Genomic DNA, 23631 nt, shown 5'->3' on the forward strand with positions numbered 1-23631 from the left:
AAGCTTTTGTCGGAGAGATAACATTTGAGGGCGCATTGGAACCGTTTATGGATTTAATCAGAGCCGGAAAGGGAACGGGTTTCAGGCTCGGGAAGTATATAAGATAGTGTAGAAATATTTCGGAAATATCGTTTCTTCTATTTTTCTTGACAAGCAGTATATTTTCTGATATGAACAGCTTAGAAGCTGTTTTTTATATCAGGTGCGGTGTTATGGATGAATGAATTAACCGGCAAGAACATTAGACGGTAATCTTAGCCGATATCCATAGACCCGATTAGGGCATGCAGAAGAAGGAGGATAGATGATGGATGAGTTTAGATTGAAGACCTTGACGCCGATTTGGACAGGTGGGGTAGAGAGAGACAATAGGATTTTACATTTAACCGGACAAGGGTTTAATACAGTGGTGGTATGAAGTGTTGATCCGCGGGCTTGATTGTTATGCGTGTGATCCCGTAAATGACGGATGTCAGTTTAAAATAACACAAGACGAAAAAGATAAAATTAAACAAGGGGAAATTAAAGTTAATACCATTGCTAAGGCAAAAATCTGTCCTGCCTGTTATATGTTTGGATGCACCGGCTGGAGCGGAAAAATTTATCCTGTAATTAAAGGAACCAAATACAAATAAGCCAATACAATTTTTATCCTCACGAGGCACTCCCTTCACTCTCCATTTTCTTGAACAAAAGAAGTTTGATCCCGAAGAAGAGATATTGCTGAAAATGACCTTAAAGCTTATCGCTGACTATGGAGCCATAGGTGGAAAAACTATTTTTAAACCATCAGAGATAGAACATAAAAACACAAAATTTCACCACAGAGATTTCGGAATACTTGCAAGAGATGAGCACTCGAATCTGCCTACAGAGAAAATACAAACGGATGAGGTAGTTCCATATATAGAGAAATTCAGACCGGCAATAGATAGGTTGGTACTTCATCTCGTAAACGACAGGATGCTAAGGAAGATTTCTACTGCAATCCCGGGAACGCAAGTATATATCTGAAAAGAGAAGTAATGAAAAAGCATTTCGCTGAATATGAAAAACATATGAACCGTGAATTCAGACATAATGAATCGGGGCAAAATACAACAATAAGAAAATATTCAGATGCAAATCTACGCAACTGAACTCAGATAGATAATTATGTTTTGTATAATATCTTATGATACATCTAATGACAGGAAGAGAAACAAGATAGCAAAAACTCTCATTGATTTTGGCACAAGAGTGCAGTATAGTGTCTTTGAATACGTAATAAATGATAAGCTTCTGATAAAACGTGCATAGGGGAGGTCTTAAAAGTGTCAGTAATTCCGGGTTACAGAAAAACAGGTTATAACCCGTTAATATTATTGGTCAAAAAAGGGGTACTGTCAGAAACACAGACTTGATGAATAAAGTATTGTGATGAGTGAAGGCCGTGAAGCGTTCCTATCAAAGAATTGTTCCCTTTTTTTGTAAAAATGTGCTTTGTTGAAATAAATATGTTTTTGATTTAATGAATTATTCCGGTATCATGGTATTCAGTTTAATAACTAATGTTATGCGTAGATAAAGCATAAGGAATTAAGATGAGACATACAATTATTAATGGTGACAGTCGGCAAATGACTGAACTTGAAGATAAATCTATTGATCTAATTATCACCTCGCCGCCATATTGGCAACTAAAGGATTACGGAACTGAAAATCAGATCGGCTATAATGACAGTTACGAAGAATATATTAATAACTTAAATCTTGCATGGAAAGAAAGTTACAGGGTTTTAAATAACGGTTGTCGATTGTGTGTTAATATCGGAGACCAATTTGCACGAGCTGTATATTACGGAAGATATAAAGTAATACCTATTCGAACAGAAATTATTAAATTTTGTGAAGCTGTCGGATTTGATTATATGGGAGCTATAATTTGGCAAAAAAAGACAACATCAAATACTACCGGTGGAGCTTCATTAATGGGAAGTTATCCAATGCCAAGAAATGGAATTTTATCTATTGATTATGAGTTTATTCTATTGTTCAAAAAACTCGGAACCCCAATAAAACCAAACAGAGAGTTAAAAGAACAATCAAAAATGACCAAAGAAGAATGGAAAGAATATTTTACAGGTCATTGGAATTTTGGTGGAACAAAACAAGACGGACATATAGCAATGTTTCCCGAAGAATTGCCAAAAAGACTTATTAAAATGTTTTCTTTTGTCGGAGATACAGTTCTTGACCCGTTTCTTGGCAGCGGAACAACTTCTCTTGCTGCAAAAAATCTGAATAGAAATTCTGTTGGTTATGAGATAAATTCTGACTTTATACCCCATATAAAGCATAAATTAAATATAAATCAAGACATTATTTTTAATTCTGATTATAGTGTTATAAAACAAGAAAAAATAAATACTAATTTTGAAAAAGAGATTGAAAAATCACCATATATTTTCAAAGACTTTCATAAATTCGACAAAAAGACCGACCCCAAAAAGCTTCAATTCGGATCGAAAATAGACCAAAACGGCTCAACAAAAAGAGAAGAATATTATTCAATAAAAGAAATAATTAGCCCTGAATTAATCAAATTAAATAACGATTTAGTTGTCCGACTTATTGGAGTTAAAGAAAAAAAGGAAGTTAATGAGAAAGCTGTGGCGTTTTTACAACTCAAAACAAAAGGACAAAAAGTTTTTCTAAAATATGATGAAACAAAATATGATGAGAATAATCATTTAATGGTTTATTTATATTTGAAAAATAAAACTTTTCTCAACGCACACTTGATAAAAAACGGTCTTACAGATGTTGACACTATATTTAATTACAGGAATAAAGAAACATTTATTAAGTATTTAAACAAGAAAACGGTATAATGGCAAAGAAAGAATTTAACAAATATGCAAAACTTTTTGGAAAAAAGGAAAAAGTATTAAATTATACAAGCAACACTTACCAGCTTACAAGGCCTAACAAAGTTGACGCCGTTATGGCTTTAATCCGTGAATGTCAACCGAAAGCACTTAAAGAATGGGAAGAATTCTACTTTGAAAAAGCTTATATCAGGAAAAAAGATAGAGTTAAAATAACGAAAGAAACATTAGACGAACTTGGAGAAAGATTATATGCGAAAATAACTGAAGTCGTAATTCCGGAATGGACAGCAGCATTTGAAGACTTAACACTGCAAAACTGTAAGGATTATATCTATGAAGTTACGATTGTTCGCACTTATGATGGATTTTTACTTGAGAAATCTGTTATTAATGATGGACTTGCAAAAATATTTCCTGAAATTGAATTTGAAGAGAGCGACCCTGAATTAGACCACGCCGGTGATATTGATTATCTCGGCAAAGTTGGAGACAAAGCCTTTGGTATTCAAATAAAACCAATTACTGCAAATACAAATTTTGGGAATTATAAAATCACAGAAAGAATGAGTGTAAGTTTTCAAGAGTTTGAAGAAAAATTTGGCGGAAAAGTTTTTGTAATTTTCTCAACTCGAATTGATGATAGAAAGGTCATTAAAAACAAAGAAATTATTGAAGAAATAAAAACTGAAATTGAGAGATTGAAGAACGCATAACAAGTGGCTGCATCTGACGCCATCCCGCTACGCCTGATATCTAATCGCTCAAAACGGCGATCCACAAAAAGAGCCAATTACCTTTGCCCTGCAAACCCGTAAGCAGGAGCTTTTGATCGTTTGCAACTAATTGCCCGAATGGATGCCTGTAAGCGCCTCAGAGAGTCCGAAAGGGTTATTTTCTTCAATTTTGCTTACTCCATACCCGACCGCTGTTTTTGCCCCGATACCATGTTCAAATAAAGCATTTTTAACACATTCTTTAGTAACTTCTAAAATATTCCCTTTCTTGCCTCCCGGCTCTATCTCTCTATCGTCTTTTATTTTAACGCCGATATAGATGTCAAACTTTACATTTTCAAGCGTGAGGAAAAATATTGGTATTGGGTTCTGATCGTCGGTTGGCCATTTTTCCTTACCACTGTAATATTCTGGATAGTGAGGGTTCATGATGTCAAGTTTAATTTTATCGTTACGCAGGTTCACCGGGAAGGCATCAAAAAATATGACGGCACCCTTACGCTCCTCTTTGAAGAAACTATCTTTAGTGCAACCGAATATCGTACAAAAGTCCTCATTCTCTAAAGCTTTCTTTTCTTGTAGTTTACCAATATTTTCCGGGGTTTTGCATTCTTCTATTTCCTTTGGTGATAACGAGAAATGCTTTGTTATACTCCAGTTCCTCGTTACCCCCTTTAACGCGCTGCCGGGAATGTATGGAATGCCGTAGATGTGATGCAGTGTCATGGACGTCTCGTATACCGATTCGTTGCCAAGACCGATAACCATGCGCCAATCTGGAGTAAATTCTAGACATTCAATCTTATAACCACTAAGCTTAAGAGACTTTACTATATTTGCATGGTTGTTTTCGATATCGTTGAGTGATTTTTCGTTAAAGGCTGGCGTTAATTTTATATCGGGAATATTTTTATTTTTTTTTTGATAAAGCTTAAATTTACCTTTATCAAACCTTGCGGCTTTATTGAGTTTTAAAGCAAAATTATCTATATCAGTTATCTTAAGCTTTTTTCTCGTGTCGATTGGTAGCTTTGTATTATTGAAGGTTATATCATCTAAAAAATCTTCTTCTTTTTGATCTTTAGTCATTATTCTCCCTCTTCCTTTACCATTCCCTCAGAAAAACGTTTTAGCCAGTTTAAAAAGGCTAAAGTTTCGATGGTTAGCATGCGGTATTTTTGTGATTCTTGTTTAACTATAGAGTCAATCAGTTCTTCTTCTTTCTTCAGTTTAATTTTTATTAGAGGAGATTCTTCTGTCAGCCATTTTTGTATATCTTCATATAATTTTCTATAAGCTTGTTTCTCCGGCGAATCTATTTTATTCTTATTATTTTTCTTGGCGAAGACAAACGTTAAAGCCGCTCCGAGTCCATTTGTTTTTATCATCATCGGAAGCTTCTTTACATAAGCAGAATACTTAGGCATAATATTTTCTTGCGTTGCCATTTTCGCACACTTATAAGCGAAACTGGCACGCTTTTGTTCCATGTTACCAATTATTGTTTCAGGCATTATTCACCTCCTTCCATGATACGGTTTTTACCAGCCCCTTACCGATTGTTGCGTTGCCCCCGACCTGGATAACAGTAGGCAGGAATGTGGTAAAGAATTCGAGGATCGCTTCCTCTTGTTTATTTTTTTTAAATACTTTTGATTCATGATCTTTTTTATGATACGCCGTACTCGCCATCGCGAGAGAATACATGACGGTCTCGGTGGGGAGGTACTCTTCTGTGAAGAGAGCGCCGGGCTGCGCCGTACCGGTTTCATTGTTTATCTTATTCCTGGTAATCACCTCAGTCGAGAGGTTGACAATGTCAGAGAAGTCGTCGTCAGTGAGGATGACGAGGCGATTGTTTATATCATAAATGCCTAACGATTCAAGTTTTGCAGCAATTGTTTTTGTATATTCACTACATTTAACATTGAATAAATACTCTTCAAGGATAATGCTTTCTTCTATGGTCAAATATTCTAAGTTTGCAACAGTATTTTCCGCTGGTAAGCCCTTTAACCAGTCAATTTTGCAATTTTCACATATTTTAAAATCCTCCCTGAACCGTTTCAACACTGCGCGGCATGTGATCCACGCAAACACCCCTTTCATCGACTTTACCGGGAATAAAAGCAGGCGCGCATCAGTGATCGCGAGTGATGCAGCGCGGTCGTTGTTTTCATCAGGACCAAAGAGGGTATCGATAGCCTCGCTAAAATCTTCATAAGAAAGCTCCTTTATGTCTTTTAAATTAGTTGCGAGATTCTTAACGCGATCATCTGCAAATGATTTGGCCGTTTTATCCAGATACTCATTGAACACTTCCCTTATTGCTCCTTTTAGGCTTGAACCCTCTATTTTCGGAAAGCCTGTGTGCCGCTCGCGCTGGATAGGCTGGTCGATTACACCAAGCTCACTACCGCTACCGGCGTGCAGTGGTGAGAGCGCTATCAAAAAAAACGGTTTAGCTGTTTTAAACATTTTGTATCTCCTTTATTGTTCATTTTATATTTTAAGTTTATCTGTTAAATACTCTTCAAGCTTATCAATTCCCCAGACTTTTAATGTCGCCCTTTTTGCAGCACTAATGGTGCTTCTTAAAACTTTAGTCGTATCTTCATTGCCTACAATTTCTTTGATTTCATTTTCCTTTAGCGGTACTATCAGTATCGGCAATCCATAAATGCCACTGACAGCGTAAGTTGAGTACTTTGTGCTCTTGGCGACATCACTGGACATAGAGCCGGTTTTCAGCTCAAATATTATCAATTTACCCGAAGATGTGGCCAAAACTATATCCAATTCATCGATTTGACGATTATTTGCCCCCCCCATCTCTTTATCAGAAAAGCTTATTTTATGTGAGACTATCATTTCATTTACAGGTAATTTTTTGTCAATGATAATCTCTTTTATTTTTGCCGCCACCATAAATTCAAATGGCTTTCCGAAAGCGCCTGTTTTCTCATCTTTTAGTTCATTTAATAAATAATCATTAATATTATTATTGTCCTTAAAATTATCAAAGTTTTCAGAACCCTTTTTATTCGCTGCTAAACACTTTTTTCTAAAATCATCATTATTGACCAGACGTTCAAATGAAGGAATTAATTCATTAAGAGGCGTTAATTTCTTGCTATATTTATTTGCTTTGACCTCACCATCTCCATTTGAAAAGTTTACTTTATAATCAAAATTATTTGAATGTTCTTCAAACCCCATAAGTCGTAACGCTAAATCAACAGTTATTTCTTTTAGGTCAGCGCTAAACTCATCTCTCACCTTTTGGGATGGCTTATCTTTTTCACTTTTAAAAACAAATATTCTATTTGAGTTGCCCTCAATGTAGCATAAGTAATCACCTTCTCTTTCGCAGAAGATTTTGTTTATCGCTAACAATAAGTGCCTTTGACCCCCGGTTATGTTCCATAGTATTGGACCGCTTATATCTTTTAGCTTATCTTGTATTTCTTTTGTCATATTATTAATTGACTCTAAGTTATCATTATTAATGATTATATCCTTTATTTTATCTTTACCCACAATGCTTTTAAGATTGTTATCCCAATGCTCATTTTCACTGATCCATTTTTTTTTGTTCCCTGTTTCCCCAAACGTTACATTGTACACTTCTTCTGCGTTAAACTTTTTAATGGTAATGTAATTCACCATCTGGTTTAGTGTTGAGCAGATTACTTGTATTGTTGGCAAACTATTTTCGTTGCTCATATTTTCTCCATTAATTTAATTGCATGCTGCTACAAAAGCAAATCCGAAACCTTCATGGCTTCTTTTGCCATGGTTTTTGAGGTGTATATTAGCTAAATCATCTACAGATACGTCTCCTAATTCATAATAAAATACAGATCCCGCCGGAATTGCTTTGTACATCGGCTTATGCCACCTCTTATTCATGTCCCAGCCACCTGCCAAAACAGGTTTACCAATAGAAGCGGCAACAGGTTTTATCTTAACACCTTTAAATGTCGGCAGCCAGCCGCTATCAAAAATAGCGGGGGTTAAAAAAATAACTTTGAACAATTTGCGGGCAGTAATTAGATCTTCAATTTGAGATAAGTTAAACTTATCATTATCCCATAAGCCGTCATCACTTCCTTCAACGATAGCGCCTTTCCCCTCCGATCCTACTTTTATTATTTTAGTCAGCTCCTCAAAATTGCTTATTCCGTCAAGCTCGACGCTTATCGAAGTATCCTCTTTGAACCTGTTCATGTTTGCTCGATATAAAGCCCCCTCTTTTGCAGTGTGGTCGTGTTCCCTGGCGATTCCAACCTTCGGCTCTAAAGCGACAAAAAAATTAACATTTCGTAAATCATAAATTTTATGTATTCCATGAAAATAGTATTCAAGCATTGTTTCTGACATGAAGTAATCGCCTGCATCTGCTTTTTTCAAGTCATTATCTTCAGTGCCGATTAAGTGTTTTATACTGCTCGCATTTTTGGTAAGGGAATATTCAGCATTATCTACAGCCTCAAGCGGAGCAAGCATTCTACCGTGACTCTTATCGGTTGAGGAAATACCTATATCCAGCGGCATGGGGTAATATCGGCAGTATGAGCGATTTAATGCTAACGATCTTATTTTAAAACTGCCGGAGTAATCGTCCTCTACTGCTCTACCTATTTTAGTTTCCATATCACCCTTAAGAAAACTTTCAAGCCCGTTTTCCTGTTGAAATATATAACAGGATCTGATTGCTCCGAAAATAGTGGACGGCAGAGGAGGGAATATTCCATTCGCGACTGTATCCACCCCCATGCGGAAAGGTTTGCCGTCGCCGAAGAATAATGTATCAAGAGGTTTCAGTTTCAGTACTGTCATCTGCTTCACTTCCTGTTTTTTTGTTTTTGTAAATTTCAAGTAATTTCTTTTTACATATATTCTTTGAAAAAAATCTGGCCGCCTCAAGAAGAGAAGAAAAGTTGTCAATGTCAAAATAATATTTATTAACGTGCGGTTCATGCAAATTGAAATAGAAAAAATGTGATAGCTCTTTATGCAAATTGTATTCTTCAAGTTTTTTTATGGCGTCTTCTTTTTTTAGATTTTGCTTTGCGCGTACAATAAGCCTCTCAAGCTCTGTCAAAGCCATATCCTCAGCGTCATTCAATTCATCGTATGACCACTTGCTTCCATCAAATAGCGGGGTCATCTCCTGCTTGAAAGCGAAAACATATTTATCACTGAAATCTTCCGACAAACTCACTAGTTTTTCTATCAAATCAAAGTTTTGCCACTTCCCGACTGTTTTGAACAAGTTACCAGAATGCGTCATAAGCCCGAGCCCGAAGGTGTTTTTTGAGGCAACATCCTTTGCTTCTTTCTCCATCTTGCGCGCCCAACTTATCACATCTGACAACGGTGATTTATAATGAGCGATAACGATACCGGCAGAAAAGGTAATTTTTTTTTCGGTTATAGTTTTTTCAAACTCTTTTTCAAACTCTTTTCGCAATTCCTTGATCACGCAAAACAGCTCGTTGATATTGACAAAAGCCATTACATCATCACCACCAGCGTAGATGAGCTTTCCTATAGATTCGTTTTCAAATATTTTTTGTACTTCTGTGGCAAACTTGTTAAGGCATCCGGCTAAGTATTTATGAAAATCCAGTAAACCAGCGTCATTTTTTAGCCACTTTCCTGAAAGGCACTTCCCCATATCATCGATATCGAGCATGATAAGAGCATAATATTTGTTGAATTTTAAATTTTCATTCCTTGCTAATTCGCGAATATTAAGATTTTCTTTCCTAATGTCAGAAAGATTGTTCAAACCATGTTTTTTAAAGTATTTTTCTGTTAAATTTTCATAATAAAACAGTTGCTCATCAAAATTACTATTAAAAAGATTCTTGTATGCATTAATTTTACATCCATCAAGCTTTTGTAATGTATATTCTAGTGCTATTTTAGCCGTAGATGGAAAGCTTTTATTACTTTCATTATAAAACCTCTTTGTAAAACATACAGCGCACAAAAATTCATTTTCTTCAATCCTTTTGCGGCTATCAGGAACTTTAAACTCCGCCGTTTGTTTTTTCAATGCTCCATTGCCACGCCCAAATACAATATCCCGCTCACCGCAGAGACTGCACTTAGCGTCAGTCTCCGGATACTGCTCGAAAACTCGAACGCTCTTAACTGCGCCTAATAGTGATTCTATTTTCTTAAATTGTTTTGGATAATTGATAGGATCATTATGATCATACGGTAATGCTGCCCATGAGATTTTAAATAAACTCTCCAATTGATTTATGCACTTTTGTTTTTTTTCATCACTAATGCCATCAGAAGTATTCCTATAATTTTTTAAAGCTTCAGAAAAATAAAAATTTAGTTTATCTTTAATTAGTTTTTCAATTTTATTTTCGATCTCTTTTGGCTTATTAGTAATTACCCCGATAAATTTATTCGGTTTGTCAGGAGCGTCTTTTGAAGGGAATATCAGTTCATTACCAACAGCTTCATTCTCGAATAACTCGTTTATTACTTTCTTAACCAGCTCTGACAGTAGCTTGCTCCCACCGTACAAATCGGCCGTCTTTCTTGCCTGCGCTATGAATGATTGCACGGGGGATATGGTAAATATAAATAGTAATTTATTCACATTTTCTCTCCAAAATACATTTTTTAAATGACGCAACGTTTTTATTATTCGCATTATTATGCAATGTTGTAACTACCGGATGATATTTATTGCTTATTTCAACTACCGACACATATATTGGAGACGCGAGCCGTTTTTCATTACGGGCGTATCCAAGCGCATCATCATTATAATCTGAGCTTGCTTTTTTTATTTGTTTTAATAACTCATCATAGGAATTATACTGCGCTCCGATTTCAACTTTTTCGATATAAGGGTATTCTTTTTGCTCAGGCTCTTTGGTTATTTTTATTGCACTGCGTTCATTTTTATAATATCCAGGTTTTAGATTGTTTAATAATTTATCAATATTAACAATAACTTTATTAATACTGATAAATGCTTGTTCAACAATCATAATGCTACCATAACCCCTTCTACTTCTCCCCCCTAACCCGCCCAATAAAATAGTCAACTTGAACAACCACCCAAGCATTTTATCGTCAAAGTTAATCCCGTTAGTTAGTTTAACTTCATTTGTTAAATTCAACCGGATTTCTAATTTTTGCCCAATGTGAAATCCTTCATCATTAACACTCTTCTTAATCTTTCCTTTACTGTCTGTTTTACCATATATTTCGTCATCTCTATGAGTAAGCACTTTAATGTTTTGATGGCTTAATGTTGCTACAGCCCTTATCGCCACCTTACTCCGCCCCGTATCACTGCTACCAAAGATAGCGGCCTCATTTTTCTTAAGCTCACATAATTCCCCTTCCGCCTGCACCGCTCGCCACCAAAAGCGCATGACCCCCTTGATTGACGGCGGTCTTGGCTTATGTGTTTTACCATCCGCACCGGACATGAACATCGGTGTTATAGTTTTACAATTAAATATCATTCCTTCACCCCACTTTCATGAACATTCCGTACATTCCATCCTAGCGCCGGTGCTTTCTCCGATATTAATGACGCTACCTAATATAAGGCACTAAGTGTATTGGGAGTCAGACTGTCATCTGATATCCTTACTCTCTTTGCGGGTCGAACCCCATATGAATATTACTCAGCAAAAAGTACCGCTGAAGCGGGTTCTCAATTAAAACATGAAACCCAAGCGTCTCTGCAGGTTCACCATTTTTAATGATCTACAACGGCGTGAGGAACCTTATGCTCAGCTACTTTGCCATCTTCACACCGCGTAGTAAACTCCGGGGCTTGCCACCATTAGCGCTTTCAAGAGCAATACCGGTCAGCATCATGCCCAAATTCAAGTAAATTATCGCAAGTCAGCTCATTTAGAGTGTCAGAACGCGGCCGTATTGCATAAGGAGCGCGCGGTCTTTCATATAGTTTCATCATTTTAGATTTCGGATTAGGCGCGGCAGTGAAAATTGTATAATATGAGCAGTTCGAGTTTTTGGAACAGGAATCGCACTTACGCTTGTTCGTCCCGCAGACTATTTGCCTAATGGTCTTATCAAAAGAGCCTCTTATGGCAGTACCCTTGAACGGTGGGAGACTCACCTTAGTCAGAGGGGTAAAGTTTACCTTTAGTTTTGTAACTTTGAACTCGTCTATTTTATTCATAGCATGACTGGGCGCTGTTAAAATATATTTTAATTATTTAAGTAATAATTATTAGTATTAATATAGTCCGCATAGTCTACAAAAAAGACGCATATAATAAACATGAATACTAAAATACAATTTCTTATCTATATAACATTATAACTTTATTTGCAAGGAAATAATGTACGTGGTTTGCAAGCATGAAATTCAAGGATCAATGTCCGCTGAATCAAAATCAATTCGCAGAAATATACCTAAAAAAAGCTTCCCCGCTGTTTTTTGTAAACGTGGTTCTTGACCGTAAGCAATTGCTGCTACATGAATGATCGGTGAAACGTTTCCCTTTTTCATCCGTTTGCGGGATTCAGTCGACCCGACATCAGACAGGGAATGTCATCAGGTTTTGGACAGATGAAATGTATAATCTCATTTCGGTATGAGGCTGTTTGCCCCGCATAATTCTGGCTGTTGTAATAATTGCCGTTCTTGAACCGCGGATCTACAATTCGGTTTTGAAGCTCTATCAGCCGTTCCTTCTCACAGAAGTCCTCTTTTTCGGCAAGTTCCAAGGATGCAATGGGCTTTATGTGCTCAATTTCAAAGGAAGACTTTGTCTCTTTGTTATAGAGGTAGCTCAGTGCCCGGCGAAGAAGTTCCGGTGGGTACGCGGTAACAATATCCTTACATCTTTTACGCAGATCAGTGGAATCCAATTTGGAGAATTTCTCTGTTCTTCTGATAATCGGGCAGAAGGATTGGGGACCGAGGATGTTGTTGAATATACGATGCCGCCGGGATTTTCCCCCGCTGGTGGCGGTGTAATATTCCCTTGTATCTGGTGCATCAACATAGTTGCCGAAGTGATGTCATTCATGGGAAGATGCTTGCCGGTCAGGAACTCATAGAAAAACCATATTCTTAGAGCATACTTTCTTGTTGGCTTGTATTGGATGTATTCGGTGAGTTCTTCTTTAGCGACATGCTCAAAGATGCGAGCCAACAATCATAGGTCGACGCCGTCATATTTCAGCGCAAACTCAAGATGGTCGCCTACTTTTTTTTCCGGGCCAGTACTTAATCGGATAGATATCGCGGGTTGTACCGTTTTGAACTTTAGATTTACGAACTCCGGAAGACGACACAAATGAAGTACGCCAGTGGGGCATCCCTGTTAGCCCGAAGTTTTCAAGCAGATAGATATATCCGGCAAGACGAGATTTTAAAACATCTATTTCCACAAGGCATCCTTGTAAAATGATTATAATTATGCTTCAAGCTGGTAAATTAGTTACAAGAGTCGCCAGTATAGAAAGATTTTAGATATTACGCTCCTTATTTCATAACCAACTGATAATAGATCTTTATGGGATGGACGTTACCATATATCAGAGAGTACGGTTGCGGTCAGCTCTGTGTACCGGATTCTGTCAGTTTGGCCTTGGACATCACGAACAACTGACTACCTTCGACTACTGTAACCCTGTCTAAATAAAGCAATTTCAGCTTATAGTATTTGACTTAAGACTTTCCTTTAGTATATGATGAAATAGCTTAATGAGAGGCCTGTATTTATAGCTTTCCTTGGCTGTTTCTATAGTTTAAAGAGGATGGTATTGTCACTTTCGAGTAGTATGAAAGCTTAAAAGGAATCAGACGGATGTATGGGTTGAGGTTGGAGGAGCGGCGGACAATATTGCATACGAAAGACCGGACAGGTAGTTGAGTTACGGTTAGGAGCAAATTATGGCAGAGCTAGTTGAACATAAAGTGACGCGCTTGCTCAAAGTAGCGAGAGAACTCTATTACCAGCTTGTGTTGATAGCCGGCAAATGCGGTTCAGGTAAAACGTTTCTGACCAATTCGGTATCTCAGAAAATCGATAAATTCAGACCGGTATATAATTGGTTCAAGGATAATCTGGAACTGATTGCTCCTGACTCAAGATTCGAGCCTTTTGAACGTTTTTTTGATAAAGGACACCCTCTGTACAGCATCATGAATGAGATGTTACCTCAGCTTGACACCGGAATTACTCATTTAGGCGGACAGGAAATTCCATTTGACAATATTCTTCTTCCGGATGTCGTTAAAAACAAGCTTCAGGAGGATATAAAGGAAGGCATGACCGTTCACTTCCTTTCCTCACCAACAAACGAGCGGTTTATTATTACAAGAAAAGACGGCGATCTGATTACCAAGAAGCTGGTCACATTTCACCATATGTCCGATGGGACAGAGGTAAAATTTGACATACGCCAAGAATCCGATGGCTCGCAAAGGATTATAGATCTATTGCCGGCCTTTCTTGACGTTTCATCTGCCGGCTCAAAAAAAGTGTATGTCATCGATGAAGTGGATCGCAGCCTCCACACCATGTTGACTAAGCAATTGCTTACGGACTATTTGGCTAATTGCAGCACCAAAAGCCGGGCTCAATTGTTAATTACGACGCATGATGTTCTTCTAATGGATCAAGGTCTGTTCAGGCGTGATGAAATGTGGGTTGCGGAAAGAAACCGCAAGGGCAGTTCCGAATTCATGTCATTCAGCGAATATAAGGATGTTCGTTATGATAAGGATATCCGTAAAAGTTATCTTCAGGGACGATTAGGCGGCGTTCCAAAGATTCTTATGAATAATACTTTGATAAACCGCAGGGAGGATGGCTGATGCCTCCCAATTCCAATCTAATCAGTTAAGCTTAAGCTAGATCATTCTGCCTTGTGATAACCGTCTTTAACAGCTTGCTCCATAGCCGCGAGTTCTTCGTCGGTAAGGAAATCAAAATGAGAAGCTCTTTTTCTGGCTGAAAGGCTTCCGTTGTTCTGCAGGCACAGCTGGATGAACAAATCAATCAGTCGGTCAGGCATGTCGATGATATCCTGTATCGCCTTTTTGGTATTGTCATAGTTGGCAAGAAAGCTGAGCTCTTTCACAAGTTCTTCTTCGATGGTTTTGGTTACAAACTCGTACAAAGCCTCAGCCTGAGCTGTCATGTCCATATACTGATACCAGTACGCGGTATCATTCTCGACGGTCATTTGCCCCATTTCATCAAGCTGATAATCGATGAGCCTCAGTAAAGGGCGTGAAAAAGCCTCCAACGATGCATCGTAATCTGCTGGATTTTTGAGCATGACTGCTGAAACCGGGAACATAAGCCCACGCGGAACCATTTCCTGCAGCGAAAGGATGTTGTGTATCAAAAACCGATGAATTCGTCCGTTTCCATCTTCAAAGGGGTGCAGGAATACAAAGCCGTAAGCAATCGCCGCTGCATGGATGACCGGTGAAACATTTTCCTCTTTCATCCGCTTATGGGATTCGATAAGACCCGCCATCAGGCCTGGCAGGTCATCAGGCTTTGGACAGATAAAATGTATAATCTCTTTCTGATAGGCAACTGTTTGGCCGACGTAATTCTGGTTTTCCCGATAATCACTGTCTTTGAATCGTGGGTCGACAATCCGGTTCTGAAGCTCTATTAACCTTTCCTTCTCACAGAAGTCCTCTTTTTCGGCAAGTTCCAAAGAGGTAATGAACTTCTCCGTTCTGGAAGCATTGGGCTTTATATGCTCAATTTCAAAGGACGACTTTGTCTCTTTGTTATAGAGGTAGCTAAGCGCCCGGCGAAGCAACTCCGAGGGATACGCGGTAACAATATCCTCGCATCTTTTTCGCAGATTGGCAGAATCCAGTCTGGAAAGTTTTTCTGTTCGCCTGATGACCGGACAGAAGTTTTGGGGACCAAGAAGGTTGTTGACGATACGGTGGCGCGGGGATTTATCCCCGTTCTGGACAGTATAATATTCTTTTACATCCAGTGCATCGACATAGTTACCGGAAGAAATGTTATCGATGGAAAGCTGTTTGCCTGTCAGGAACTCATAGAAAAACCAGATTCTTCGAGCGTACTTTCCGGTTGGCTTGGATTTGATGTACTCGGTGAGCTCTTCCTGAGAAATGTGCTTGAAGATTTGAGCCAGCAAGCCCAGGTTGACCCCGTCATATTTCAGCGCAAACTCAAGATGGTCGCCTACTTTTTCTCCGGGCCAGTATTGAGTTCTGAAAACCTCATCAACAAAGCCATTCTGAATCTTTGAAAAATGAGTGCCTGTGGTGGAAACCGATGACCTGTGCCAATTAGGCATACCTGCAAGCGCAAACTTTTCCAGCAAGTATGTATAACCTGCTGGTCGAAAATCAAAAACGTTTATTTCCATGGGCAAACCTCACAAAATTATTATCTCACTGTAAATATAGTTACAAAAGCTGGGTTTGTCAACAAAAACTATTATATTCAGCTATATCTAAGCAAAAACAATTAATCAGCTTGACATGAAACTTACAATCGCGGAGTTGCCTGTAAAAACAGTTATCATGCTGTAAAAAGGATTAGAAATAGGTATTTTGTTGCAAAAGTTATTACAAAGACCGCCGATGTAGAAAGGTTTCAGAGGTTACTCCCCCTTACTGTTCATTTTTTCTTTTTTCCAGTTGAAGGCCATAGTGAAAAAAACGGGCTATGCGTGAGTAATATTTATACCTTTCTACACTTTCTATCATCCGACACCCATGGCCTGGCTCCGGTAAGTAATGGGAAGAAAAATAAACCCGAACTTCCGGATGTAAATCATGAGCCTTTTACAAACCATGCTCACGCATCTCGATTCCCCAGAGTGTGAGCCTTCCGAACAAGTTCCTCCGCCTGCTGAAAACAATGGTAACGCACCGGAGCCCGATCTTTTTGTATCCACAGATCTTTAAACCGCCTGGTTCGAGTGGGCAGTCACTTCAGCCTGCGATGTTGAATACAACAGCAAAATCTATCGCCGTCTCGAGCCGGAGTATTTTGCATGACTTCGTTCCCGCATGCTGGCAGCTTAATCAGCATTCAAAGCAGGGAAACTTCCAGAAACAACGCGGGAAAGCCTGAAAATCAGATTCAATCCGCTTCAGGAATACGCCATTCAGAAATTCGGCAAAGAGTCTCTGCAACAGACATCCCGCCAGTTTAGCCCGCAGGATTATCAAGCGCCTCGTCTTATTCCCAAAGAACCGGAGAAACCTTCGGAACCTCCCAAGAACAACTGAACTTATCCTGAAAACGAAGCATGGAATTGCATTCAACAGGTCAGCGCCATTAAGGAGGAAGCCATGTCCAAGAAATGGTCTGAAGCCAGGCTTTATCAGAACCAGGGACGCTTTAAATTCCCCTGCGGCCAGGACTACGGTCTGATCTGCTTTGTTGGTGATGATCAGAAAATCGGAGCCGTAACGGAACAGTACATAGAGATAATCCACGGCCAGGATACACCACGCCCCAGCACGCTCAGGTTTCATAATCCGGATGTTCCGCAGCCGTGGTTAAGGAAAGGGGAGAGCAATCATGAACATTAATAAATACACGTCAATGCCGAACACTCCGAGGCCATATGAAGAATCTCAAGACCACCAAGATTGCCTGCGAGGGTGAAGAACCGAAATGTCCGCAGACTTCTCCCGCTGAATGGGCCTCCGCTCTTCTTGAAAAAGTAAGTGAAGCCGCCGCTCAGAAGACCGCTTCAGTGAAAAAGCCGAAAAAAAGTTCAGATAACACCAGAGCCTCAAAAAGAAAGAGTGCGAAGGATTAGACAGTTATGGAAGCTCAAGATGACAGGAATTTCAGATAAGGCATATTCTCTGAATAAATTGGTTCCGAACATTAAGGATCGGTGTTGCCAGGCTGGCCGGCCCCAGACCGGGCGACCGCATCTGCGACCCGGCTTGGGGTTCCGGTGGGCTTTTGATTCAGGCAGCAAAAGAAGTGGGCAACCGTAATTTTGCTCTTTTTGGACAGGAATCCAATGACAGCACCTGGGCACTGTGCCCGAATTGAATGGTGCGACACTCTGAACAGTCCGCTGCTGGTTGAAAATGACCGCCTGATGAAGTTCAACTATGTGGTAGCCAATCCGCCATTTTCCCTGGATAAGTGGGGTGCTGAGAATGCTGAAAGCGATCAATACAACCGCTTCTGACGTGGGGTACCGCCCAAAAGCAAAGGCGATTGGGCATTTATCAGCCATATGGTGGAAACCGCCCTTGAAAAAGAAGGGCGGGTTGCCGTTGTTGTGCCCCATGGTGTGTTGTTTCGAGGTGCAGCCGAAGGTCGTATCCGCCGAAAAATGATTAAGGAAAACCTGTTGGATGCGGTGATCGACTTGCCGGGCAATCTCTTCCCCACCACCAATATTCCGGTTACTATTCTGGTCTTTGATCGCTCACGGGAAAAAGGCGGCCCAAAAGAAGATTGCAAAGATGTTTTATTTGTCAATGCCAGCCGAGAATTTGTTTCCAGGAAAAACCAGAACACCCTTTCTGATGAGCACCTTGAAAAGATTATGACCACCTACAAAGAGCGCAAAGAGGTGGAAAAATACGCCCATGTGGCAGAGTTTGATGAGATCAAAGAAAACGACTTCAACATCAACATTCCCCGCTATGTGGACACCTTTGAGGAAGAAGAGCCCATTGATATTGATGAGGTTCAAAAGGAGATTGATGATCTGGAAAAAGAGCTGACAGAGGTGCGAGTGAAAATGGAGGAGAAGCTGAAACAGATCGACAGGAGTGCTGAGGGATGAGTTATGAATGATGAATTAAAACTTAGGCGTTTCCGGCTATATGATGGCAACCTCATAAATATGCTATACTAAAAATATGAAAGAAACATTGGAAGAATTTTATAATCACCTTTTGGGCTGAAACTCCATGGGAGGTCACATCCCTCAAACGAGATAGTACAAAACGCATTGTAACAGCTACTGTTCAGTTTAAGAAGAATGAACCGCTAATCTGTCCTGAGTGCGGAAAGCCTTGCAAACTGCACGATCACTGGCACAGGAAATGGCGCCATCTTGATTCATGTAATCATAAGACTTTAATAGAAGCGTTAATTCCTCGTTTTAAATGTGCAGAACATGGAATAAAACAAGTTTCTGTGAGCTGGGCGGAAAAGAACTCTCGGTTTACCGTTGAGTTTGAGGAAACCGTGATACTCTGGCTCAAAGAAGATCCAATATCGAGGGTAGCGGAAAACCTCGGTATTAGTTGGGATGAAGTGGATGGGATCATGAGACATGCAGTCAAAAGAGGTTTAAAACGCAGGAAGAAGACAGAGCCTACTAACATAGGAATTGATGAGACATCATTTCAGAAAAGGCATGAATATGTAACTGTCATACTCGACAAAGAAAATGATACAATCATTGATATTCTGGATGATAGAAAGGCTGAAACACTGAAGGGCTGGTTCAAAGCCCAAAATAAAAGTGATTTTTCTTCGCTTAAAAGCATTTCGATGGATATGTGGGACCCATTTATCAACGCTGTAAAAGCTAATTTTGAAAATGCCGACAAACTAATTGCCTTTGACCGGTTTCATGTTGCTCAACATTTTAGCAAGGCACTGGATAAGGTACGAGCTGAAGAATATAGTACTTTTAATTCATCCCTGGGAAATAATCCCCTTATCCGTACAAAATATCAATGGCTTAAGAACTCTGAAAGAATAGATAATCGCGTGACAAAACGGAAAGAATTTATGGTTCTTAACCGACTGAACCTTAAGACAGCCCGAGCATGGAGAATTAAAGAAGCTGCTGCGATGCTGTGGAATTACTCGTATATGGGCGTTGCAGAGAAACAATAAAAGCGTCTTCTTAACTGGATAAGTCATTGTCGGCTTAAGCCAATGATGCGTGTTGGAAAGATGCTCAGGCGTTATTTTTATGGTATTTTAAACGCGATCAGAATGAAAGCAAATAACTGTATGCTGGAAGCTAAAAACAATATGATACAGAAAATCAAGAAAACTGCTTGCGGGTTTAGAAACAGGGAACGATTCAAAACAGCCATACTTTTTCACCTCGGAGGGTTGGATCTTAGTCCGGTTGCCACCATATAGCCGGAAGCGCCAAAACTTATAACTTGCTGCCGATGACCATTTTTCCCAGGTGGTGAAAATGGTTGAATTCGACCACTTTGGAAATTAAGGAATAAATATATGAGTAAAAATACAGAAATCACGGTTTTAAAAGACTCTGTGCGAGTGCTGAAAATTCGAAATGAGGATTATATTTCTCTGACTGACATTGCCAAACACAAAAATCCTGATGACCCAAGATTTATTATTCAAAACTGGATGCGCACCCGTTTTACCATGGAGTTTCTTGGAATATGGGAACATTTGAACAATCCTGATTTTAACCGTGTCGAATTCGAGGCGGTTAAAAATGAAGCTGGTAGCAATGCCTTTGTTATGACTCCGACCAAATGGCATACCCTTACCAATGCAATTGGTATCGTTTCCAAGTCGGGGAGGTATGGCGGCACTTATGCCCACAAAGATATTGCCTTTGAGTTTGCTTCATGGATATCCGCCGTAACCTCACCAAAATCAATTATCGCATTCATACCGATGTCATCAAAGAGCATCTCATTCCGCCGCAACTGAGCAAGCAACAGGTGAATCTGGTTTATGCCTCTGAAGCGGATATTTTCAATATGGCACTGTTCGGAAAAACCGCTAAACAGTGGCGCGATGAAAACCTGGACGAAAAAGGAAATATTAGGGATTTTGCCAATGTCTCGCAACTGGTCTGTCTGGCGAATATGGAAAATCTCAATGCCCATTTTATTCAGGAAGGACTGAAACAATCGGAACGGCTTCAAAAACTTAATCAGGTTGCTATTTCACAGATGAAATTACTGGTGGAGAATTGGACGGTGAAGCAGTTAGGAGGGGGCACGGATGGACACATATAGACACGGATGTGAGGGCGTCTGCCCGTCTTGGGAAACGGTCAGGTTTGGAAAAATCTGTGCGATTCCAAAGGGGAAGCAGTTGAATGTAGCGAATATGAAAGATGATGGAGCTTATTATGCCCTAAATGGTGGCATTGAACCATCTGGAAGAACAGACGATTGGAATACAGAAGCCGAGACAATAACGATTAGTGAAGGTGGTAATTCATGTGGATATGTGAACTACAATACAGAACGTTTTTGGTCAGGCGGACACTGCTATGCTCTTCTGAACCTTAAGAAGAATGTATGCAAACGCTACCTTTACTTCTATCTAAAGAGGCATGAGCCAAAGCTCATGAAATTAAGGGTTGGCTCTGGTCTCCCAAATATCCAAAAGAAGGATGTTGAAAAATTTATAGTTGCTTTGCCCCCTTTTCCTGAACAGCAGCAGATTGATGAGACATTATCCACAGCCCGACAGGAAATCGACCTGCTGAAACAGCTCGCAGAAAAATGCAAAACCCAGAAACGCGGTCTGATGCAGAAGATGCTCACCGGCGAATGGCGGGTAAAACCGGAAATCGTTAATCAATAGGCCACCTCGAAAAACCTTACAATTTATGGTATAAATAAGCTATCAACTAATTAGAGAGGAGAAACTATAATGATCAAGTTAAGCCTATTTGCAGCAGAAGAAAGAGAGGCAAAGCTGAATAAGCTTAGAGATGTACTGCAGGTATTAGATAAGTATATCGACTTTACAGCACTTGCAAGTGAATTGATGGTTCGTGTTCTAATTGTACAGCAGATGTTCAATTTGAGTGATGAACAGATGGAGTATCAGCTTCTTGATCGTTTAAGCTTTCAGCGTTTTGTCGGTCTGCGTCAGAGTAGTCAGATTCTAGACCGTACTACGATATGGACATTCAAAGAGCGTCTGACAAAAGCTGACGTTGGCAACTGTATATTTGAAGCGGTAAATCAGCAGCTTGTTAAACATGGTTATGTTGCCCGAGGCGGACAGATGATTGATGCCAGTATTGTTCCTGTACCGATTCAACATGTCAGTAGCGATGAGAAAGCGCAGATTAAAGAACAGGCGATTCCGTCAGACTGGTCACCAGAAAAACGACGGCAAAAGGATGTGGATGCCACATGGACAAAGAAGCATGGCAAGTCGTTCTTTGGCTTCAAGTTGTCTGTTAGTACGGATAATCGTTACAAGATAATTCGGAAGATAAAAATCAGTACGGCCAGTGCTCATGATACACTCCATTTAAAAGATGTTTTAGATGAATCTAATACCAGCAGGGAGATCTATGCCGACAGAGGCTATACGGATAGCAAACGGGAAAAACAGTTGAAAGAATCAGGCTGGCGGCCTCAGATTCAACGGAAAGCCAAGAAGAGTAAGAATATTTCAGCATGTCAGATTCAACGCAACAAACGGATATCTAAAACCCGCGTCAGGGTTGAACACCCATTTGCCTCATTGATGCAAATGGGCGGCAAGCTTATACGCAGTATTGGACTTAGGCGAGCGACATTGCATCTGAATTGGAAGGTGGCTACCTACAATATGCGTCGTATGTGTTACCTGAAAAAAGCAGCGGTTGCACCACTTTACAGCCAAGTTGTCTCTTAAAAATGGGAAATACAGGCTTACGCCCCAAAAACGGCTTCAATTGAAGCTTCTACAAGAAGATAAACCACTGATGATTTGCCCATGTTGTTGCAATCAGAGACTCAACGCTGTTTTCTGGTTGGGAAATGGTAGTTTTTCGAGGTGGCCTATATAAAGTTTGGCAGAAATTCAATGGTCTTGGCATTGGCAAGCCTAAACTATCTATTAAGCGAATGCAAAAAAGGTGGGGCAGTCTTTCAGGCAAAGGCATAGTAACCCTCAATGCAGACCTGATCAGAGCACCTAAAGAATGTATTGACTATGTTGTTACGCATGAGCTGTGTCATTTGAAATATTATGATCATAGCCCAGAGTTTTATAAGCTCCTTGATTCCGTCATCCCAGGCTGGGAAAAGATTAAACATAAGCTAGAACTCAGTATGGTGTGATCATGAATGGAGAGCTGAGCTATGAACATTCAAGACGCAACCATACTGATATAGAATAAAGCTGAAAAACTTATTTATGCCAAAGAAATTGCCGATTTGATATGACAGCGGGAATCGAACCCACGTCTATTCTCTGTTTGGGGAAAATGTGGAGAAAAACATTTTCCGCGTAGGTACGCGGAAAACGGAAACTGGGAGATCTTAAGGCATTGTAAAATAAAGAACTTTTGATGTGTTGGCGCTGGGGAGACTGGATTTATGGAAGGCGGTGTTCCCAGCACCAATTTGACCATAAAAATCCGTCTCTGCGGTAGTATATGTGCTCAGGCGGGTTTCTCTTTTTCCTAAGTAATCAAAGAGTTAAGACCTCTGCACAGTCCAAGACTCCTGCACGGTCTCTTGAATTATACTGTGTTTAGGAGCATTGTCAAAAAAAACTAAGTATGTCGTTTTTCACGCATAAAATATTTGTAAATGTATAATATATATGCTACATTAGTAATAAAATTGGTGGTCATTTTTATTGGGTGACGCGACGATAATTGAGTCGGCGGCACTCCCGAATAAGGTAGTAAAATAAATGACTAATGATCGCGAAGAGGATGCAGTCGATCCCCGCCCGAAAACGAAATAGAGTATTCAAAGGATCCAGACGCGAGGTGGCTGAAGAAGGGGAAACGCTATCATTTCGAGTACAAAGTCTTTGTGACGACCGATAGTGAGATGAAAAATCTTGAGAATGCGCTGGGAAACACGTAGCCTAAACGGGTTTACGCGGACAAGGGTTACGCATCGAAGAAGAATCGCGAGAGCCTGAAATCGCGTGGATAAAGGATGTAATTTTGAGCAAAGCGGTGCGAAACAAGTCGCTGACGAAACGTCAGAAGGTTCGCAACAAGCTGATTTCGAGGGTGCGTTTCAAAGTGGAACAGGGCGTTCGGGACGCTAAAAAGACGCTTCAAAGCAGGCCGCGCGACGT

General features: G+C 39.8%; 20 protein-coding genes and 4 pseudogenes. 16 read left to right on the forward strand and 8 right to left on the reverse strand.

The features are described 5' to 3' along the window. The first annotated feature begins 401 nt into the window (after positions 1–401). The 6 genes and pseudogenes from ACMCNP_RS06760 to ACMCNP_RS06785 all read left to right on the forward strand — a co-directional run. On the forward strand, positions 402–635 hold the full coding sequence (locus tag ACMCNP_RS06760; protein ID WP_419315921.1) for a hypothetical protein: 234 nt from the start codon (positions 402–404) through the stop codon (positions 633–635). A 94-nt stretch (positions 636–729) separates the two neighbouring features. Beyond that, positions 730–1014, forward strand: a complete 285-nt coding sequence (locus ACMCNP_RS06765; protein WP_419315556.1) for a hypothetical protein — start codon at positions 730–732, stop codon at positions 1012–1014. A gap of 141 nt (positions 1015–1155) precedes the next feature. Further along, positions 1156–1299, forward strand: a complete 144-nt coding sequence (cas2, locus tag ACMCNP_RS06770; RefSeq protein WP_419315559.1) for a CRISPR-associated endonuclease Cas2 — start codon at positions 1156–1158, stop codon at positions 1297–1299. Between the two features lie 320 nt (positions 1300–1619). Then, positions 1620–2873 carry a DNA methyltransferase gene (locus ACMCNP_RS06775; RefSeq protein ID WP_419315561.1) on the forward strand — a complete coding sequence of 418 codons (1254 nt, stop codon included), beginning with the start codon at positions 1620–1622 and terminating at the stop codon, positions 2871–2873. Further along, the gene (locus ACMCNP_RS06780; RefSeq protein ID WP_419315565.1) at positions 2873–3586 is read left to right on the forward strand and encodes an MjaI family restriction endonuclease; all 714 of its coding nucleotides are present in this window, start codon (positions 2873–2875) and stop codon (positions 3584–3586) included. The genes ACMCNP_RS06775 and ACMCNP_RS06780 overlap by 1 nt, the downstream gene beginning before the upstream one ends. 37 nt (positions 3587–3623) lie before the next feature. Further along, a pseudogene (locus tag ACMCNP_RS06785) lies at positions 3624–3775 on the forward strand (DNA damage-inducible protein D); the annotation flags it as partial. On the opposite strand, the gene cmr6 reads toward ACMCNP_RS06785, so the two are convergent. The 7 genes from cmr6 to cmr1 are packed head-to-tail and all read right to left on the reverse strand — an operon-like array spanning position 3713 to position 11118. Then, on the reverse strand, positions 3713–4696 hold the full coding sequence (gene cmr6 / locus ACMCNP_RS06790) for a type III-B CRISPR module RAMP protein Cmr6 (protein ID WP_419315568.1): 984 nt from the start codon (positions 4694–4696) through the stop codon (positions 3713–3715). The pseudogene ACMCNP_RS06785 and the gene cmr6 sit on opposite strands and share 63 nt — an antisense overlap. Further along, positions 4696–5121: a type III-B CRISPR module-associated protein Cmr5 gene (cmr5, locus tag ACMCNP_RS06795; protein ID WP_419315571.1), complete on the reverse strand. Its 426-nt coding sequence runs from the start codon at positions 5119–5121 to the stop codon at positions 4696–4698. The genes cmr6 and cmr5 overlap by 1 nt, the downstream gene beginning before the upstream one ends. Beyond that, positions 5114–6085, reverse strand: a complete 972-nt coding sequence (cmr4, locus tag ACMCNP_RS06800) for a type III-B CRISPR module RAMP protein Cmr4 (protein WP_419315574.1) — start codon at positions 6083–6085, stop codon at positions 5114–5116. Before cmr4 ends, cmr5 begins: the two co-directional genes overlap by 8 nt. A gap of 24 nt (positions 6086–6109) precedes the next feature. After that, positions 6110–7333 (reverse strand): hypothetical protein, encoded by a 1224-nt coding sequence (locus ACMCNP_RS06805; RefSeq protein WP_419315577.1) that lies wholly within the window; start codon positions 7331–7333, stop codon positions 6110–6112. 15 nt (positions 7334–7348) lie between these two features. Next, entirely contained in the window at positions 7349–8449 is a 1101-nt protein-coding gene (gene cmr3 / locus ACMCNP_RS06810) for a type III-B CRISPR module-associated protein Cmr3 (RefSeq protein WP_419315579.1), read from the reverse strand. Continuing rightward, the gene (gene cas10, locus ACMCNP_RS06815; protein WP_419315581.1) at positions 8421–10238 is read right to left on the reverse strand and encodes a type III-B CRISPR-associated protein Cas10/Cmr2; all 1818 of its coding nucleotides are present in this window, start codon (positions 10236–10238) and stop codon (positions 8421–8423) included. Before cas10 ends, cmr3 begins: the two co-directional genes overlap by 29 nt. Then, positions 10231–11118, reverse strand: coding sequence for a type III-B CRISPR module RAMP protein Cmr1 (cmr1, locus tag ACMCNP_RS06820; protein WP_419315583.1), 888 nt, complete (start codon positions 11116–11118; stop codon positions 10231–10233). The genes cas10 and cmr1 overlap by 8 nt, the downstream gene beginning before the upstream one ends. Positions 11119–12235: 1117 nt before the next feature. Here cmr1 and ACMCNP_RS06825 point away from each other — a divergent pair. Both ACMCNP_RS06825 and ACMCNP_RS06830 read left to right on the forward strand, forming a co-directional pair. After that, positions 12236–12694 carry a hypothetical protein gene (locus ACMCNP_RS06825; protein ID WP_419315586.1) on the forward strand — a complete coding sequence of 153 codons (459 nt, stop codon included), beginning with the start codon at positions 12236–12238 and terminating at the stop codon, positions 12692–12694. An 838-nt stretch (positions 12695–13532) separates the two neighbouring features. Further along, positions 13533–14459 carry an AAA family ATPase gene (locus ACMCNP_RS06830; RefSeq protein ID WP_419315588.1) on the forward strand — a complete coding sequence of 309 codons (927 nt, stop codon included), beginning with the start codon at positions 13533–13535 and terminating at the stop codon, positions 14457–14459. Positions 14460–14500: 41 nt separating this feature from the next. On the opposite strand, the gene ACMCNP_RS06835 is transcribed toward ACMCNP_RS06830, so the two are convergent. Further along, on the reverse strand, positions 14501–16012 hold the full coding sequence (locus tag ACMCNP_RS06835) for a Fic family protein (RefSeq protein WP_419315591.1): 1512 nt from the start codon (positions 16010–16012) through the stop codon (positions 14501–14503). 934 nt (positions 16013–16946) lie between these two features. Between ACMCNP_RS06835 and ACMCNP_RS06840 the strand changes: the two genes are divergently transcribed. From ACMCNP_RS06840 to ACMCNP_RS06875, 8 genes and pseudogenes are all read left to right on the forward strand, one after another. Next, positions 16947–17189, forward strand: a complete 243-nt coding sequence (locus ACMCNP_RS06840; protein ID WP_419315594.1) for a hypothetical protein — start codon at positions 16947–16949, stop codon at positions 17187–17189. Between the two features lie 35 nt (positions 17190–17224). Further along, on the forward strand, positions 17225–17422 hold the full coding sequence (locus tag ACMCNP_RS06845; protein WP_419315597.1) for a hypothetical protein: 198 nt from the start codon (positions 17225–17227) through the stop codon (positions 17420–17422). An 83-nt stretch (positions 17423–17505) separates the two neighbouring features. After that, positions 17506–18415: pseudogene (locus ACMCNP_RS06850) on the forward strand (N-6 DNA methylase); the annotation flags it as partial. 167 nt (positions 18416–18582) lie between these two features. Continuing rightward, positions 18583–19737 (forward strand): annotated as a pseudogene (locus ACMCNP_RS06855) (ISL3 family transposase). A 99-nt stretch (positions 19738–19836) separates the two neighbouring features. Further along, a pseudogene (locus tag ACMCNP_RS06860) lies at positions 19837–20597 on the forward strand (KilA-N domain-containing protein). Continuing rightward, complete coding sequence (locus ACMCNP_RS06865) at positions 20584–21174, forward strand: restriction endonuclease subunit S (RefSeq protein ID WP_419315600.1); 591 nt, start codon at positions 20584–20586, stop codon at positions 21172–21174. Before ACMCNP_RS06860 ends, ACMCNP_RS06865 begins: the two are co-directional and overlap by 14 nt. Before the next feature lie 69 nt (positions 21175–21243). Further along, entirely contained in the window at positions 21244–22224 is a 981-nt protein-coding gene (locus ACMCNP_RS06870; protein WP_419315603.1) for an IS5 family transposase, read from the forward strand. A 125-nt stretch (positions 22225–22349) separates the two neighbouring features. Next, complete coding sequence (locus ACMCNP_RS06875) at positions 22350–22652, forward strand: M48 metallopeptidase family protein (protein WP_419315606.1); 303 nt, start codon at positions 22350–22352, stop codon at positions 22650–22652. Positions 22653–23631 lie beyond the last annotated feature (979 nt).

This window comes from Candidatus Acidulodesulfobacterium sp. H_13 (assembly GCF_048541835.1).
In the GTDB taxonomy this organism is placed as follows: Bacteria; SZUA-79; SZUA-79; order Acidulodesulfobacterales; family Acidulodesulfobacteraceae; genus QIJE01.

Coding starts and splice junctions, on each gene's coding strand:
- ACMCNP_RS06765 (WP_419315556.1), top strand. CDS start 730: ATGACCTTAAAGCTTATCGCTGACTATGGAGCCATAGGTGGAAAAACT.
- cas2 (WP_419315559.1), top strand. CDS start 1,156: ATGTTTTGTATAATATCTTATGATACATCTAATGACAGGAAGAGAAAC.
- ACMCNP_RS06775 (WP_419315561.1), top strand. CDS start 1,620: ATGACTGAACTTGAAGATAAATCTATTGATCTAATTATCACCTCGCCG.
- ACMCNP_RS06780 (WP_419315565.1), top strand. CDS start 2,873: ATGGCAAAGAAAGAATTTAACAAATATGCAAAACTTTTTGGAAAAAAG.
- cmr6 (WP_419315568.1), bottom strand. CDS start 4,696: ATGACTAAAGATCAAAAAGAAGAAGATTTTTTAGATGATATAACCTTC.
- cmr5 (WP_419315571.1), bottom strand. CDS start 5,121: ATGCCTGAAACAATAATTGGTAACATGGAACAAAAGCGTGCCAGTTTC.
- cmr4 (WP_419315574.1), bottom strand. CDS start 6,085: ATGTTTAAAACAGCTAAACCGTTTTTTTTGATAGCGCTCTCACCACTG.
- ACMCNP_RS06805 (WP_419315577.1), bottom strand. CDS start 7,333: ATGAGCAACGAAAATAGTTTGCCAACAATACAAGTAATCTGCTCAACA.
- cmr3 (WP_419315579.1), bottom strand. CDS start 8,449: ATGACAGTACTGAAACTGAAACCTCTTGATACATTATTCTTCGGCGAC.
- cmr1 (WP_419315583.1), bottom strand. CDS start 11,118: ATGATATTTAATTGTAAAACTATAACACCGATGTTCATGTCCGGTGCG.
- ACMCNP_RS06830 (WP_419315588.1), top strand. CDS start 13,533: ATGGCAGAGCTAGTTGAACATAAAGTGACGCGCTTGCTCAAAGTAGCG.
- ACMCNP_RS06835 (WP_419315591.1), bottom strand. CDS start 16,012: ATGGAAATAAACGTTTTTGATTTTCGACCAGCAGGTTATACATACTTG.
- ACMCNP_RS06840 (WP_419315594.1), top strand. CDS start 16,947: ATGTCCAAGAAATGGTCTGAAGCCAGGCTTTATCAGAACCAGGGACGC.
- ACMCNP_RS06845 (WP_419315597.1), top strand. CDS start 17,225: ATGAAGAATCTCAAGACCACCAAGATTGCCTGCGAGGGTGAAGAACCG.
- ACMCNP_RS06865 (WP_419315600.1), top strand. CDS start 20,584: ATGGACACATATAGACACGGATGTGAGGGCGTCTGCCCGTCTTGGGAA.
- ACMCNP_RS06870 (WP_419315603.1), top strand. CDS start 21,244: ATGATCAAGTTAAGCCTATTTGCAGCAGAAGAAAGAGAGGCAAAGCTG.
- ACMCNP_RS06875 (WP_419315606.1), top strand. CDS start 22,350: ATGGTAGTTTTTCGAGGTGGCCTATATAAAGTTTGGCAGAAATTCAAT.